Origin of the sequence: Paraburkholderia dilworthii (assembly GCF_000472525.1) — a bacterium.
Lineage (GTDB): Bacteria > Pseudomonadota > Gammaproteobacteria > Burkholderiales > Burkholderiaceae > Paraburkholderia > Paraburkholderia dilworthii.
The window spans coordinates 1-14,660 of sequence record NZ_AWZT01000079.1; the positions used below are offsets into that span (position 1 = coordinate 1).

10 protein-coding genes and 2 pseudogenes are annotated in these 14,660 nt (G+C 59.9%); 5 read left to right on the forward strand and 7 right to left on the reverse strand.

Going from position 1 to position 14,660, the window contains the following annotated elements; translation table 11 throughout:
• Positions 1–125: 125 nt before the first annotated feature.
• From F759_RS45465 to F759_RS0133645, 5 genes and pseudogenes are all read right to left on the reverse strand, one after another.
• Positions 126–271, reverse strand: a pseudogene (locus F759_RS45465) (XdhC family protein); the annotation flags it as partial.
• 230 nt (positions 272–501) lie between these two features.
• Positions 502–1,254 (reverse strand): membrane protein, encoded by a 753-nt coding sequence (locus F759_RS0133630; protein ID WP_027803664.1) that lies wholly within the window; start codon positions 1,252–1,254, stop codon positions 502–504.
• An 898-nt stretch (positions 1,255–2,152) separates the two neighbouring features.
• On the reverse strand, positions 2,153–2,416 hold the full coding sequence (locus F759_RS0133635; RefSeq protein WP_407668569.1) for a DUF4148 domain-containing protein: 264 nt from the start codon (positions 2,414–2,416) through the stop codon (positions 2,153–2,155).
• Between the two features lie 16 nt (positions 2,417–2,432).
• A pseudogene (locus F759_RS39470) lies at positions 2,433–2,825 on the reverse strand (hypothetical protein); the annotation flags it as partial.
• A gap of 221 nt (positions 2,826–3,046) precedes the next feature.
• A complete protein-coding gene (locus F759_RS0133645; RefSeq protein WP_027803665.1) occupies positions 3,047–3,739 on the reverse strand; it encodes a CBS domain-containing protein in 693 nt (230 codons plus the stop codon).
• Here F759_RS0133645 and F759_RS0133650 point away from each other — a divergent pair.
• Both F759_RS0133650 and F759_RS0133660 read left to right on the forward strand, forming a co-directional pair.
• Positions 3,720–3,962, forward strand: coding sequence for a hypothetical protein (locus F759_RS0133650; RefSeq protein WP_209440538.1), 243 nt, complete (start codon positions 3,720–3,722; stop codon positions 3,960–3,962). The two genes, F759_RS0133645 and F759_RS0133650, sit on opposite strands and share 20 nt — an antisense overlap.
• 1,258 nt (positions 3,963–5,220) lie before the next feature.
• Complete coding sequence (locus F759_RS0133660; protein ID WP_027803668.1) at positions 5,221–5,487, forward strand: hypothetical protein; 267 nt, start codon at positions 5,221–5,223, stop codon at positions 5,485–5,487.
• 98 nt (positions 5,488–5,585) lie between these two features.
• On the opposite strand, the gene F759_RS0133665 is transcribed toward F759_RS0133660, so the two are convergent.
• Entirely contained in the window at positions 5,586–6,614 is a 1,029-nt protein-coding gene (locus F759_RS0133665) for a LuxR C-terminal-related transcriptional regulator (RefSeq protein ID WP_027803669.1), read from the reverse strand.
• Between the two features lie 204 nt (positions 6,615–6,818).
• Between F759_RS0133665 and F759_RS0133670 the strand changes: the two genes are divergently transcribed.
• Positions 6,819–7,130 (forward strand): hypothetical protein, encoded by a 312-nt coding sequence (locus F759_RS0133670; RefSeq protein ID WP_027803670.1) that lies wholly within the window; start codon positions 6,819–6,821, stop codon positions 7,128–7,130.
• 1,151 nt (positions 7,131–8,281) lie between these two features.
• Positions 8,282–9,514: an ABC transporter substrate-binding protein gene (locus F759_RS0133675; RefSeq protein ID WP_027803671.1), complete on the forward strand. Its 1,233-nt coding sequence runs from the start codon at positions 8,282–8,284 to the stop codon at positions 9,512–9,514.
• Positions 9,515–9,668: 154 nt separating this feature from the next.
• On the opposite strand, the gene F759_RS0133680 is transcribed toward F759_RS0133675, so the two are convergent.
• The gene (locus F759_RS0133680; RefSeq protein WP_027803672.1) at positions 9,669–12,920 is read right to left on the reverse strand and encodes an adenylate/guanylate cyclase domain-containing protein; all 3,252 of its coding nucleotides are present in this window, start codon (positions 12,918–12,920) and stop codon (positions 9,669–9,671) included.
• Positions 12,921–13,532: 612 nt separating this feature from the next.
• Here F759_RS0133680 and F759_RS0133685 point away from each other — a divergent pair.
• The coding region (locus tag F759_RS0133685; protein ID WP_027803673.1) for a pyridoxal phosphate-dependent decarboxylase family protein at positions 13,533–14,660 on the forward strand (1,128 nt) is incomplete at its 3' end.

A 14,660-nucleotide genomic window follows, 5' to 3' on the forward strand; every position in this document is an offset into this window, starting at 1 on the left:
GATCCAGCAGGCCGCGGAAGTGGCGAAGGGCGTGTGCCGGGTGTAACGTCGGTGAGTCACCATCTGACGCTCTATACGAAAGGGTATTGACCCTTCGAGGCGGCGCCGGGAAGTACTGGCCATTTTCAGCCGTGAATATTGCAGGAGGAGCCGACGCTCCGTGAAATTACACGCGCNCCTTTAGCGCCTTCGACTTGCAATAGCGTTGGCAACGTGACGCCGTCCATCGCCGCTGTCACTCGGCAAGAATCGACACGAGCATTTCAGGCGGGGCCGATCTACAGTCAAGTCGCGCCAGAGCACAGATTCATGTTCCAAGCACGGCTCCGGCGCTTCTGGGAGGGGGCTCAGCACTGCCGGTCGCGATTGGCGGTACCCGGCCCCTTGGAGACCTTCGGGTCTTCGTGCCCCCAACGTCCGTTCTAAAAGTCCAGCCGCCATTCGTTGACGCCTAACGCCTTCCGCCCAAAGTCTGCCGCTCTGCCGCGAGCCCCCCGTGGATTATCGGCTTAGGGCGGCTTGGGCCCGTTGCAGCCACTCGTTGTTATGATCACGGGCGTGGCGTGGCCAATGCTTGGCATCGTGCACGATCTCAGCGTAAAGTTCGCGCGCGCGCCGGCGGTCGACATCGTCGGGCCGCCTCATTAGCCAATCGGCGTACAGGCAACGGGGTGCGGCGTCGCTTGCGCTGGTGAGCGCCGTCTCGAACGCGGCACGTGTGCCTGGTGCGCCAATCACGGCCAAGGCCCGTGCATACAGCAAGGTGGGCTCGGGTTGCTGGCGGGCGACGGGATGGACGGCGAACAGTTTTTCTAGCGCGTCCTGGGCGGCCGAAGCATCACCGTTGGCTAACTGCGCACGCGCCAGTCGTTCGAGTAAGGCCGGATCGGATGAGAACGGCCCACTGGCTGCCGCTCGGTAATGCTCCAGAGCTTCGGCGGCATTTCCGGCGTCGAGCAGCGCCGCACCCAACCGCATCCGATGAGCGACGGTCGGCGCGCGATCGAAATCCGTGCGCGCCTGGCGCACCGCTCGGTTGGGATCGACAAGCTGCGAGATGGCTCTCGTTGCCGTCCTTGCCCCACGCGACTGGCGCATGGCGGGCAGGTAAATGACAAAGAAGTAGACCAAACTGCCAAGGCCAGGGAAAAGAAACAGGATCAGCAGCCAGTACATGTTCTGCTGGTTGCGTACGGCATGCACCGCAAAGAACAGGGCGATGATGACGTAAAGGCTTATTCCGAAGATGCGCATTTACGGGAAGGTCAGTTGCGGTGCGTTGCCAGCGGCACGTCGGCGAAATGGCGGAACACTATTGTGACATAAGCGCAATGGCATACCTGGTAGCCCGGCGGGCGTCTGGCGCCCGCACTCATTCCTGCGACTTGGCAGTTAGCCGGCCCGCCAGTCAGCGGATATCCATTATCCGATCGACACTATCAGACGGGTCATCGGTCTTTCCTGCCGTTCGACAGTCAACTGTGATCCGTTTGCTGGCAGCCTCTTACGGGTCGCTCACAACTCCATCGCTGCGCATGTCAGCTTTACGGCTGAGGCGAACGCGTACTAGCTGGTCAGACTCGGCCCTTCGCCGTCCGTGCTTGCCGCGCCGGCAAGACCTTACATTCCAGCTGCGGCCTTGGCGCGCGTCTGACGCCGACTGCTGGGCGGTGGGCGGCGTTATCGCTCTTCGCGTTCGTTACTGGAGGCGGGCAATTTCGGGGGAGGCCACGCCGAACCGACGCCGCCTAGGTTCGGAATCAAGTTGGCGCGCTATATACCAAAGTCCAATTGTCTTCACTCCCGACGGCGTCGATACTGCTTGAAGGAATTCCGCACGCTGCACACAGACCTTGCGGAATCGCCGAATCGGCCAGTTCCCTTATTGTTTCCGAGGGTCATCGATAGCGGGTGGTCTTTTTTGCCGTATTACGGTTTGGCCGGAAGGCACGAAGTCCTCTCACATGCGAAAGTAAGCCTCGCCCTGACGGACGACACCGGCAGCGCGCCTGGGCCTGCAAAAAGTAACGGGCCACGGCTGAGCGTAAAGCACCGCCCGTTGATAGACATCTCGCCGACCGGGTGTCGCGACTGGAATCGCGGGCACGTTGGACGCCCCCGAGGAATATCAACGGCTCATGGGCCGCGTGTTCTAGCGGGGCTGAGTTTGCACGCACTCGGTCTGGAACCAGTAGTCGACGAGGCGCTGTGCCGCCTGGAGATCATCCGGGTAGTATGGGTCGTCGTACCAGGGGGACGGGGCGTAGCCAGCTTTTCTGAGCGCGGCCAGTTCGCTCTGGTGTTCCCCCATCGTTGGGGGCGCATTTGTTCTGAGTGCAGCCAGGTCGCGACATTCCGTGGGGCTGAGATGGGGCCCGTAGTAGGGCATGCCGCCGGCGACACAACCGGCAAGCATCAAAATCGCAGTGGGCAGCAGCGCCCTCGCGGTCCGCAGACATGGGTTCCTGCGCATAGCGTGCGAGGGCCTCCTGCGCGCCGAACCGATATGCGCTGAACAGGCCGAGCTCGATGCAGACCTACACTGCGCGCTGGACCTCCGCGATAGTGCCGGCTTCCTTGGGCTTGCCTGACTGCGCTGCCCTCAAAAACCGGGCAAGACCCGCCTCCTGGATCGGACGACCCTCCACAGACGCATCGTCGTCAGCATCCTTGTCGAGCGGCACGAGATTACATTCTTCGGCCGCGAAGCGCGACTTCTTGCCTTCGTCAAACTTGATTTGGCCATCGATGCAGTCCAGATAGCGAGTACCGATTCGGCCATGCTGAAGCGGACGTAGCGGATGCAGCCTGTCGTGATTTGCCATTGGACTCTCCAGATGCCCCAGTATAGGTCCACGTGACCGCTTGCTCTGTCGGGGAGGGACGCGGCATCAAACCCAACCGGTGGCTGGGCTTTATTAAATCAGGCTGTGGAGAGATGGCGGTCCGTCGCAAGCGGCCCGCCGGATCCAATGTGGACGTCCCGATCTCCGTCATCTTTCACTGCGTGCAAGGCCACCTGCACGCGTCTTGCGTAACGTACGGATTACAGCGCCGGAATCCCGCTCGGGAACTCCAGATGGCTCTCCACGCGTCTGACGCCAGGCACGCCCTCGGCCGCAACGCGGATCGCGCTCTTTTCCTCCTCGGATTCGATCACGCCCCAAAGATGCGCGACGCCGTCCTTGACGAGCACGCCCTGTTTTGACAGCCCCCAGCGCTTTCCGTGCATTTCCAGAACGATCGCGTCGCGCAAGCTCGCATCGTCGTGTGGAGAGGAGTCCGCCGCCGGCGCGACGCTCGCGAGTGCGCGCATCAGATTCGACCGGCTCACGATGCCGACCAGCTTGCCGTCTTTCAGCACCGGCACGCGTTTCAGATGCCGGCGCTCCATGAGGTCCGCGACCGCCTGGAGCGGCATGTCTTCGGAAATTGAAATCACCTTTTCGCACATCACGTCGCCGACAACGTGTCCGTGCTCCCTCACGTACCTCGCGGCCTGCTCGCGGGGCGACGACAATAGGAATTCAAGCCACCACGAACGCTTTCCGTGGCTGGTTTCGTTCTCCACGCGGTGAAGCAGGTCGCTGTCGCTGATCATACCGACGACCTGTCCGGTTGCGTCGACGACCGGCATGCCGCTGATCTGGTTGTTGACGAACAGTCTTGCCGCGTCGTGGATGGTCATATCCGGCGTGGCGGTGACGACGGATGGAGTCATGATGTCGAGTGCGCGCATGGTCGCCCCTCAGCGTAAAGCGATGGGTCCCCATCTGCTGCACCCGTCGCAGAATTCGGCAGACGCACCGGCAGCAATCCGCGCGGTGCTGAGACGACTGAACCCTCTACTCCAAAAACGCTCGCGCCCTCAGCGATTCACGCGCATGACGGACGAAGCTCTCTTCGCTGCGCAAGGCGATGGTGGCGGCAAATCCGCGCACGCCGTCCTCGACAACGTCTGAAATCCGCATGAACATGCCCCACGGGGACACGGACGAACTTGTTGCGAAATGCGTTACGCACTGAGTTTAGGTTAACTCTGCCCTAGGTGCGCAGTGCTCCGAGAGAGATGCAATTCGCCACCAATGAGTCCACCATCTTCTACGGCAGGCGGCGAATGAAAGATCACAACTGCGTCACCTCCGGCTTGCGAATGAACGTCAAATGTCCGAGGCATGACGCAGTGTCCGCAAACCCAGTAGAAGGATGAATATGGGGTCGAGCCGTCGGACTAGTGCCCAGAGGCTTAGGCCGCGGCCGTCGGCACCGATCGCGGGTCGAGAGAGTATCCGACCCGGTTCAATGCCGGCATTAGCCGAGCCGCTTGCGTAGCTCGTCCGGCAGGTTCCAGAGTAATGCAGCCGTTCTAATGGCAGCATCTCCTGCTCGGCGAACGGCGGGTGGTGGCCGAACTCGGAAGTCCACGCGCCGAACGGGCAGCGCAACGCCGACCGGACGCTGAACTTCCGCATTCGACCCTCAAGAGCCCTTCAATCCCCGGCGATCTGTACGACTGCTTTCGAACTCGAACTGTCATTCATGGGGTATCGGTCTGGCAGTGTTGGGGAATAGCCGCACTCGCTCAATAATCACGAGCACGCTTCAGTCGACGAAGCACCCGCCTTTTGAGACCGATCGGTCCACTGCAAATGCTGAAATGCGGATTGCATGGGCGGCGGGATAACACCTGGGCAGCTTCACGCAGGGCATTACGCCGCCTAGGGCAGGCTCGAGGCTAACCGTCGGAAGGTGGCGCAGGAATAGTGATTCCTCATGGACGCGGACCACCAGGTTCTCATGCGTTTCGAGCACCTTTGCCTCATTCGCGAGTTCCCCGATGCTCGTCGTCCGATGTCAACGGGCACGTCGAGGCCGTCCGCCCGTGAGCGTCCGTTGCGCACAGCTCGCCCTGTCGAAGAAATTCACGCGGTTGGCCCGTCACCGCGCCGCGGCAGCGCCTATTACGAAAGGCATATAGGCGACGGTGCTTCCACACACCATACTGGGTTCATCAAGACTTGCTACGCAGGAGCCGTGCACCAAGCGGATGACCAGAAAGCATCGCGTACGGCATCAATCATGAAGCGCAGGCCACGGTAGTCGAATCGAATCTTTCTGTATTCGTCATGCAACTTTAGATGCGTTCCTGTCGAACGTGGCGAGACTCTCGCCCGGTCCGACGCAACCGAAACTGCGCCAATACTTTCGCAAGGAGTTCACATGAAGACAGCACTGCTACTTGTCGGCGGAGCGATCTGTATGTCCGCCTGGCAGGCGAACGCGGCAGACACCATCTCGAATCCGTCGCCCACAACGTCGGAGACCGTGACCACTTCTCAAGGTCCGGATTTCTCCGGTCACTCCATGTCGGGCGGCGCTGCCCTTCCCTTTGGAAAAAACCGGGCCGAAGTTTATCAAGACCTCGTGCGCTCGAAAAATGACGGTGGAGCCGCGCGCATCCAGCAGCTTTACAGAGGAGGTCAATGAATCTACGACACTACCCTCGGCTGGCCGATATAACTTGAGGGCCGAGGGTCGACCGCTACCTGACCATGCGCGCCAAAAGCGAACGTGAAAAGCCGGTACTAGTCTTTCGGTCGCAACTTGTTGGCTCCCAGTCGGCGGGTGATGAGACGAATCAGGTACGTTGCAAACTCCGGGTCCTGGTAATAGAGGCGCATTGCGTCGGCCGCAGAGGCCGAAAGGAGTTCGCAGTCGCTCTGGCAGCGTGCCGTACAAGTGCGCCGGTGGTCGGGAGAAAACAGGCCGATCTCCCCTAGTATCGTGCCGGGCCCTACCTCGACTCCGATCTCCTGGAGACTCACTGTCCCGCGAACGACATAGTAGAGCGCATCGCTACTGGCATTCTTGTGGAACAGGGTTTCTCCGGCTTTAAAGCGAATGGGCGTCATATGGACGAGCAGCCGTTGCACTGAAATCTGGCCTTCCAGCGCCTGATGAATCTGTACGTCGCTCACTTCTTGCAATCGCGCCGCCGTGACACTCGCTTGGCTGCGGCTCGAGACCTTCAGCGCCTTGTAAACTGTGTGCAAGTGCACTTTTACTGTCCCTTCCGTAATGTCGAGTCGCCGTGCGATCAATTTGTTGGACTCTCCACGTGCCGCGAGCGCCAACACCTCAATCTGACGTTTCGTCAGCGCGCCGGGGTTGGCTTCGGACGTCGAATCGCGCAGGCGCCGTGCCTCAGCGGGTGGTGAAACAGCGTTCGTTGAAGCGCTCAACGCTGGCAGCGGGTTAGTATGGCCGGCGAGCACCTCACGCAGCGCATCCAGCAGCACATCGGCAGATTCCGCTTTGCCCACGCAGCCGCCCACGCCAGCTGCAAGGAAACCGTCGACGGTGCGCGAATCGATCGCCGTCAGTAGCACGGCGACCGGCAAACCGGGCTGGGTACGTCGCACCACATTGACTGCATTAAGCGCTTCGCGGACGTTGTCGCCGTCCAGCACGAGCAGATCAGGGAGAGATCCGCGCCGGAGAGCAATCGCGGCATAGTCGGCGCATCGCACCTCGACGCGAGTAGCCAGGTCGGTGAGAAGACGCGCGACACCATCGCGAAACAATCCAGTCGGAGAGACGAAGAGGACATGCATAAGGCAAGGTTTTCTTCAGTTCGACATCGACACGCGGTACGTCTACCGTTCTACCGCAAAGAGCCGCCAATCACCCGGCACGCTGTTCAGGGAATGAATTCCGCGGTCCCGGAATGACAACGCTGACCCTGCAACCAAGTCCTTTACGGTCGCTGACAGCGGCACTTCGCCTGGTTGCGCAAGGGCTGCGACACGCACTCCGATATGGACGGCTATCCCGCCGAACTAGTCACCCATAACTTCGCACTCCCCGGTATGCAGGCTGTCCCAACCTCGATCCCGGGCTGCTGGACGCGTTGTCTGATATCGCGCATGCACACCGCACTGCCCCGCGCCGGGCCGGGCCGGGCCGTCGAACGCTACAAGAAAACCACCATTCTCCCGTCGTGCCGATCTCTCGGCCGCGGAAGCAAGCTCACGGCGAACCAAAGCTTGATGGAATTCGAGCAAGTCAGTCCAGCGGCGATCGCCGAGGCTGGCGGCTCTATCGGCGGATGCGACGATGTCCGCAAATAGAATCGTGGCACGAAGGGTGGTTCGCGGCCCACGAGGTCATCGTCTCGCCGCGCCTTCTAAAACGGGTTCTGCCCGTTGCGCGACAGAATGGCAGACTGAGGCTCGTGGCTCAATTGTCCGCGACTTGCACCTCGTGGAGGAATTCTAAGTCCCGGAATTGGCGATGCCAAGGCAAATTGGCCGGTCGCAGGCCAAAAAGTCCGTGCCCATCGGAGCGGCGCTGCCGTATCAGGCCGATGGGAGCGCACTCTCTGACCTGAGCCCTCGGACACAAGCTGTTAAATGCACGCTGGAGAGCGTGTCCGACACGCTGCGATGCCTGCCCCGGTCGCGTTCCGATATCAAATTCCGAGATAGAAACGCGTGATATTGTTTTCTTCGAAGCGTTCCCCACTCGCTCCCGAGCGCACGGTGTACCCTTGTTCCAGAACATCAATACGGTCGCCAATGCGAAGCGCCGCAAGTGCATCCTGCTCGACCAGCAGAACTGCCGTCCCTCGCGCCAGACTTCAGTCGTTCGGTTCGACGGCGAGAATGAGCCAATGTGTCCGATCTCTGGCGCGCCCGCACACCCCGCACAGGCAGCACAAGGAACAGCTTCCGAGGCGCGGCCAGTGACAAATTTCTTTGGCACGCGGGCCCTAACCCTTGCGCAGTAAGGCTCCGACGTGCTCGGATTCTTGCCAAACGCGTCTGCTGGGGTTTGCGTACGTCCTCTGCACTTCCCACCATCACGCTGCCTTTTCTGTATCGACGGTCAGGCCGCTGAGCCGATCTACGGCGCCTTGGCCGGATAATCACCGACAATCACCCCGGTTGACCGGCAAGGTTGGCTGCATTTGATTGCATACGTATGTAAATAGGCATGTTGTTCATATGCCACCTGCAGTCTCGAAGCGGCGCAATAGCTGGAAGAGATACCGCGGCTGCAATCAGACGGGCGTCTGTTCAGCACGAGCGATCAACGGAGATCACGCTTTCCATCACAAGGCGACGAGTACGAAAAGTAGTGCTACGTAAGTGCGTCCTGCTCGATGATTTGTGCCGCTTAAAAGTCAGTTCAGGCACCAGGTAATGCTGGTGCCAGAGTTTCCACAAGAGACAAAAGCAATCCGCAGCCGGCAACCGCAGCTGCCCCTGGGAGATCGAAGATGTCTTTTCAAGTACGTGTGTCTTTCGCGCTTGGCAAGATTGCCGTAGGGCTTGCGTTTGCAGGTATGGCAGTAGCGGCACACGCCGATACGGTCCGGATCACCGTCTCGCACTACAGTGACGCGACTGGCCCTTACTTCAACAAGATCGCTCAGGAGTTCGAGAAAGCTGACCCGGGTACGAGAATCAAGATCGAAGAAGTAAATTGGGACACGCTGCAACAGAAGCTCCAGACGGACATCATGGGTGGCGCGAACTCGGACCTCGCGATTGTTGGTACCCGCTGGTTGCTGGACTTCGTTAAGGACGACGTCGCGGAGCCCCTTGATGGCTACATGGACGCGAGCTTCAAGGACCGCTTCATTGGCCAGATGCTGGCGCCGGGTGAAATCAAAGGCAAGGTGTATGGATTGCCGATCGCTGCGTCAACACGCGCGCTGTACTACAACAAGGACCTGCTTGCGAAAGCTGGTTATCCGAATGGTGCGAAGACCTGGAACGACGTAATCAATGCGTCGAAGAAGCTTAAAGCGATGGGAATCGCCGGCTTCGGTCTTCAAGGCAAAGAGATCGAGACAGATGTCTATTTCTATTATGCACTCTGGAGCTACGGCGGAGACGTGATCGGCAAGGACGGCAAGGCTGCTTTCAATTCGCAGGCTGGCGTGAAAGCCGCAACGCTGTACAAAACGATGATAGACGAAGGTCTGACCGAAGCGGGGGTCACCGGGTATAGCCGTGAAGGCGTACAGAACCTGTTCAAGCAGGGGCGTGTGGCGATGGTTATCTCTTTGCCCTTACTGTCGAAGCAGATCGCGAAGGAGGCGCCGAATTTGAAGTACGGTATCGATCCCCTTCCGACTGGAACGACGCAGGCCACCTATGCGGTGACCGATTCAATCATGATGTTCAAGAACTCCAGGGTAAAGAAGAGCGCCTGGAAGTTTCTCGACTTCCTCTTCACAAAGGGCCCGCGCGTCGAATTCTCGAAGACGGAAGGCTTCCTGCCCACGACGAAGGCTGAAGCCAGCGATCCGGAGCTCAACGGCCTAGACACCAGGGCGTTCATCGCGTTGTTGCCGAACGCGCGCTTCGCACCGACAGTCACTGGGTGGGAAGACACCGGGAAAGCCGTGTCGGATGCGATGCAATCTGTCTACCTGGGAAAGGCTCAACCCGCCGCGGCACTGAACGCGGCAGCCGAGAAGGCGAACCAGTCGCTAGGTAAGTAATGCGATGGTGGCAATTGAGATTTGCTGGAGACTAGCGCGCGAACGGTTCGGCGAACGGTGCGGGGTGAAACGAAGTTCTAGCATGCTGCGGGTTTTTATGCCCGCTCCCCGGCAAAACGAGCTGGCGTCTGCTACTCGTTGTTCGGCCAATGCTTCATTTCCGACCATCTTTTTGCAGGCGAGAAAGTCCATTTAGGCACTGTGCTTGCAGCGGGCGCATTCCAAGGTCCAGGGCGATCATCAACGCCATGCGATAGTGATTGTGAGCTTCCTCAATCCGAGGTGCGGTAGCGTTGCCATCCGAGACCAGATCCCCCAACACGCACCAGGCCCAGGCTTCGTTGCCTCGTTCGCCAGAGGCTCGAGCAAGATCAATGGCGTCATGTGCATTAGTGAGGGCTTCATCCTGTCGACCAGCGAGCTGGCACACTCGACCGAAAATTGAGAGCACTAGTGACTGTCCGAACGTTAAATTACTCGCCGCCGCTTGGCGAACTGCCTCTTCGAGAAGAACCAGTGCCTCATCGGTCCGGCCCAGTGACGCATACGCCGCCCCAAGACAGGCGGCTATCCGAGGAAGGAAGATGGGAAATTCAGCGCTCTTGCACATGGCCAGTGCTGGCTCAAGTGCCTCAATAGCAACGTCAGCATTGCCTTGAATAAGATGCATCCGTCCGACACCGTGGCCAGCAAAGATTAGTTCCTCTGGCTCATTCATCCCTCGAGCCATGCCGGTCGCCTCCTGTCCAAGGACGGCAGCCTCTTCAAACCGGCCGAGTTCGGCAAGACACAGCACCGACCAGATACGAGCGTTGACGCGCGTGAATCTTACGTAAGCCTCATGGGATCCGAGGCCGTAGCCAGGGCCTTCATGGAGCACCTCTAGCGCCTGTCGAGCATGTCCCATCGCGCGTTCATAGTCTCCGCGGCCATACCGCGACCTTGCCAGCATCATGGCAGCCCAAGCCTTCGCATCGGGGTCGCTTCGCCGCTCCGCTAAAGCCATGGCGCGTTCGCCTGCCTCGACGGCGCCGACCAGATCGCCTAACGAACCGAGTGTGAAGGCCAACCTTGATAGAACGCGCGATAGGCGTACCTCGTCGCCAAGCCCTTCCGCAAGATGTTTCGCGGCCTCCAGATTCGCTCGGTCCCGTGTCAGTTCTCCGAGCGGATAAAGCGAGTGGTTAAGTTCCCATCGGATGTCGATGATTTCACCAAGTGTCTCGGCTGAGGATGGCAGGGCCGCATAGGCAGTCAAAGCTTTCTCGAACAAAACCGACGCCTCGCGATGAGCGGCGCGTTTTGCAGTATTGTGACCGGCACGCCACCACAGCCGCGCCGCCTTTCCCGTCAATCCTGCCTGGGCGCAGTGTTCGGCCACGATTTCCGGTTGTTGCTCCGCTACGTCAGAAAAATGATTTTCGAGCTCCATTGCGATGCGAGCATGCAGCTGCTGCCGCCTCTCGCGCAGCAGGGAGCTGTATGCGACGTCTTGCACCAGGGCGTGCTTGAAGGTGTATTCCGCATCAGGTGGTGCGCCGTGCTGGAAAACCAGCTCGGCACTGACGAGATGATCCAATGCGTCGTCAAGGCGCTCCTTGGGCATCGACGCGACCGCGCTGATGAGCTCATAAGAAAATCGCCGGCCAATAGCAGCGGCGATTTGTGCTACATCCCGCGCCGGGGCCAAGCGATCGAGACGCGCCATCAGCGAAGCATGCAGCGTCATCGGGATCGCCAGTGGTGGTAGCGGACCACCGAGGACGTAGCGCCCGTTCTGCTCGCGCAGTACGCCGCTCTCCAGCACTGTCTTGGTCAGTTCTTCGACAAATAGCGGTATTCCATCGGTATGCTCGATGATCCGGTCTGTAACCTCTTTCGGCAGTGCCTTGCCACGAGTTACCCGCTCGATCATCTCGGCTCGTTGCCGAGGGTGCAGACGATTGAGCGTAAGGAACATCGCCTCTGCGCGGCCGCTCCACGGAGATACGAACTCGGGCCGGAAGGTGACAATCAGCAGGACAGGCACGGTTGCGATACGATCGACAAGATGGTCCAGCGCTTCAAGCGGGCTGGGGTCGATCCAATGCACATCTTCGAACAATATCAGCAGCGGCTGGCGTCTTGCCCGGTCCATGACCTGCGCAATTATCGTCCTAAGCGTCTTATCCTTGTGCTGTTGCGGCGTGAGGTTAAGTTTTGGGTATCGACCTTCCGTCGAAATCGATAGCAACGCCGCCACCAGCGGAGCAGCTTCGCCCAGATTGTCGGCGGCGAACGCGAGCACCGCCTCAAGTTTGTCGAGGCGTTGGTCAGCGTTATCGTCCCGCCGCAAACCGGCCGCACGCTCGAGCTGGGAAATGAACGGATAGAAGGCGCTGTCTTGATGGCGGCGCGAACAGAAATACCGCAAGCGGTCGTGCGGCTCGAATTGGAGCCGCTCTTCAAGGGCGGTGGCCAGCCGCGATTTTCCGATACCCGGCTCGCCTGAAAGCAGCACAACCTGCCCATTACCGTTCTTCGCCCGCTGCCATCGGCTGAGCAAAAGCTCGATTTCTTCGTTGCGTCCGACGATTGGTGTCAACGTGGTCGTGTGCAGCGCCTCGAAGCGGCTTTCGACCCCGCTGGGGCCGAGCACCTGCCAAATACGCACTGCTTCGTCAAAACCCTTCACTGTCGTCAGCCCCATGTCGCGGTACTCAAACAGCCCGGCCGTAAGCCGCTGCGTGCTCGCAGAAATCACCACTGTTCCGACCGCGGCCAGTGTCTGCAGCCGAGCAGCGAGATTCGGCGTCTCACCGACGACGCCACGCTCCTGTGCTTCGCCTTCACCCGTGAGATCGCCGACTACCACTACGCCGGTAGCAATCCCGATCCGCACTCGCAAACTTTCGTCGGTCCCGGAATCGAGTTTGTCGATGGCCCGCACCAGCGTCAGCCCAGCACGTACAGCCCGCTCGACATCATCCTCATGCGCCTGAGGATAACCAAAATACGCCAGCACACCGTCGCCCATGTACTGGGCAATGAAGCCACCGGCCTTGGTAATGACATTCGAGCAACCCCGGTAATAGGCGCCCAGAATCTTCCGCATGTCTTCCGGATCGAGCCGCTTCGAGAGGGCAGTCGAGCCGACGAGATCGCAAAACATGACGGTGAGCTGGCGTCGGTCCGCGTCATCACGTGGCACGGGCGCGGCCACGATTGGAGATATTGCAACGGCGCTGTCGTCAAGTCGGGCGATCGCGCGCAGCATTTTCCGGCGATGCCCAAGCAAGACGCCGAGATCCTTGAGATCCTGGTCCGTGAGATCGCGAAGGACCGAACGATCGATACCATTCTCGGCAAAGAGCCGGACATACTCAGACAAGCCGAGCGATGCTAACCACTCTGCAATACCTCCCACCGCTTATCTCCTGAAGGCGGCTGCCTCATGCAATGGTAGGAAAAATATTTGTCCCGCGCTTGTCGATAATCAGTGCGGCGGCCGGCTGCAACCAAAAGTGATTGATTCCAGTCTTGTGCGGTGCGGCTAACGTATGATCTATTCCGCTCGCTGGTGCACCCGAACTTGGCTGTTAATTGTTGCTGATCTTCCGCGGAGGCTGAGGCGCGGGACGTCCGGGCTGGGTCGCGAGTTCACATCCGCTTGGACGCTCGACCGTGTCCCAGCGCGAAGGTCGGTAATCTGACCGGAATGGTCCTCTGAATGGCAGGCTAAGGACGAGGCAAACGGCTGCAGTTGGCAGCACCCCGCCCAACCAATTGATTGCGCAGACCGTCGGCGTAACCGCGCCATGCAAAGGGGGATAATCACGACCCATTGCCGCCGGTCGAGCCGTCAGGGCCGCAACGGCAGGTATCAGAGGATACTGTTGGAAAAGTCGCTGACAGTCTCTGTCGCTGGATCTTCCAACTGGTCAATTTAGAACTGCGACTTGTTCGTGACCGACAGAGTCCCAGGTTCACTCAAGCCGTGGTGTGCTCCAGACAGGCAGTGTTTCAAGGAGGCTGTTCCATGAGCGACCAATATTCTTCGGCACTCGATAACGCCTACCGCAGAGCGATTCGGTTCTACGAGGCAAGGAAAGGCCTGCCGGCACGAGCGCCTGCCACGTTCGGTCAACTGCTTGAAGCTTTCGGCGGTCCGATGACGGATGCCGGTATCGCGCCGGCAACGGTCATCGAGCGCCTCGCAGATGCCGCGGAGCCTGGCTTGACTGGCACGGCTGGACCGCACTTTTTCGCCTGGGTGATGGGTGCATCACACCCGGTCGGAGTCGCCGCGGATTGGCTAACGAGCATGTGGGGCCAAAATGGCGCTGGCTACCACAGCTGCCCGGCGAACGCGGCCGCCGAGGTTGTCGCCAGCAAGTGGTTATTGGAACTTCTTCACCTTCCGCCCGAATGCTCGCTCGGATTTACCACGGGCGGGACGATGTCCCACTTCACATGTCTCGCAGCCGCGCGCGGCGAACTCCTCAGGCGGCAGGGATGGGACGTTGAGGCAGACGGCCTGTTCGGTGCACCAGAGATCACGGTGTGCGTGGGTGCTGATGCTCACGTCAGTGTGTTTTCCGCCCTGCGATATCTAGGATTGGGCCAGCGTCGCGTCGTCGTGATACACACGGACAGCGAAGGGCGAATGAACGCGGATGAGCTTGGACGGGCGGTTGCAACGGTCAGCGCCCCGTTGTTGGTAATCGCGCAAGCCGGCCAGATCAACACCGGAGCCTTCGACCCGCTCAATACGATCGCTGACTTGACGCATGCGCGACAGGGCTGGCTGCATGTCGATGGCGCTCTCGGGCTTTGGGCTCGAGCTTGTCCTTCGCGTGCACATCTGGCGGAAGGAGCTGAGCGAGCGGATTCATGGACGACCGACGGGCATAAATGGCTGCAAAGCCCTTACGACTGCGGCTATGCAATTGTCCGCGATGCACGCGCGCACCGTCGCGCCATGACGGTTCAGGCCAGCTACCTCCCCGTCACCGGAGAAGAAGTTCGTGACCCGAAGGAGTGGGTCCCCGAGCTGTCGCGCAGGGCTCGAGGTTTTGCAACATGGGCCTTGCTCTGCGCATTTGGCAAGGACGGAATTTCGGCGATGGTTGAACGGCATTGCCAACTTGCTGAACGAATGTCATCC

What these genes read in the sequence shown, in the direction of transcription:
- F759_RS0133630 (WP_027803664.1), bottom strand. Translation starts at nt 1,254, where the DNA reads ATGCGCATCTTCGGAATAAGCCTTTACGTCATCATCGCCCTGTTCTTT.
- F759_RS0133635 (WP_407668569.1), bottom strand. Translation starts at nt 2,416, where the DNA reads ATGCTTGCCGGTTGTGTCGCCGGCGGCATGCCCTACTACGGGCCCCAT.
- F759_RS0133650 (WP_209440538.1), top strand. Translation starts at nt 3,720, where the DNA reads ATGATGTCGAGTGCGCGCATGGTCGCCCCTCAGCGTAAAGCGATGGGT.
- F759_RS0133645 (WP_027803665.1), bottom strand. Translation starts at nt 3,739, where the DNA reads ATGCGCGCACTCGACATCATGACTCCATCCGTCGTCACCGCCACGCCG.
- F759_RS0133660 (WP_027803668.1), top strand. Translation starts at nt 5,221, where the DNA reads ATGAAGACAGCACTGCTACTTGTCGGCGGAGCGATCTGTATGTCCGCC.
- F759_RS0133665 (WP_027803669.1), bottom strand. Translation starts at nt 6,614, where the DNA reads ATGCATGTCCTCTTCGTCTCTCCGACTGGATTGTTTCGCGATGGTGTC.
- F759_RS0133670 (WP_027803670.1), top strand. Translation starts at nt 6,819, where the DNA reads ATGGACGGCTATCCCGCCGAACTAGTCACCCATAACTTCGCACTCCCC.
- F759_RS0133675 (WP_027803671.1), top strand. Translation starts at nt 8,282, where the DNA reads ATGTCTTTTCAAGTACGTGTGTCTTTCGCGCTTGGCAAGATTGCCGTA.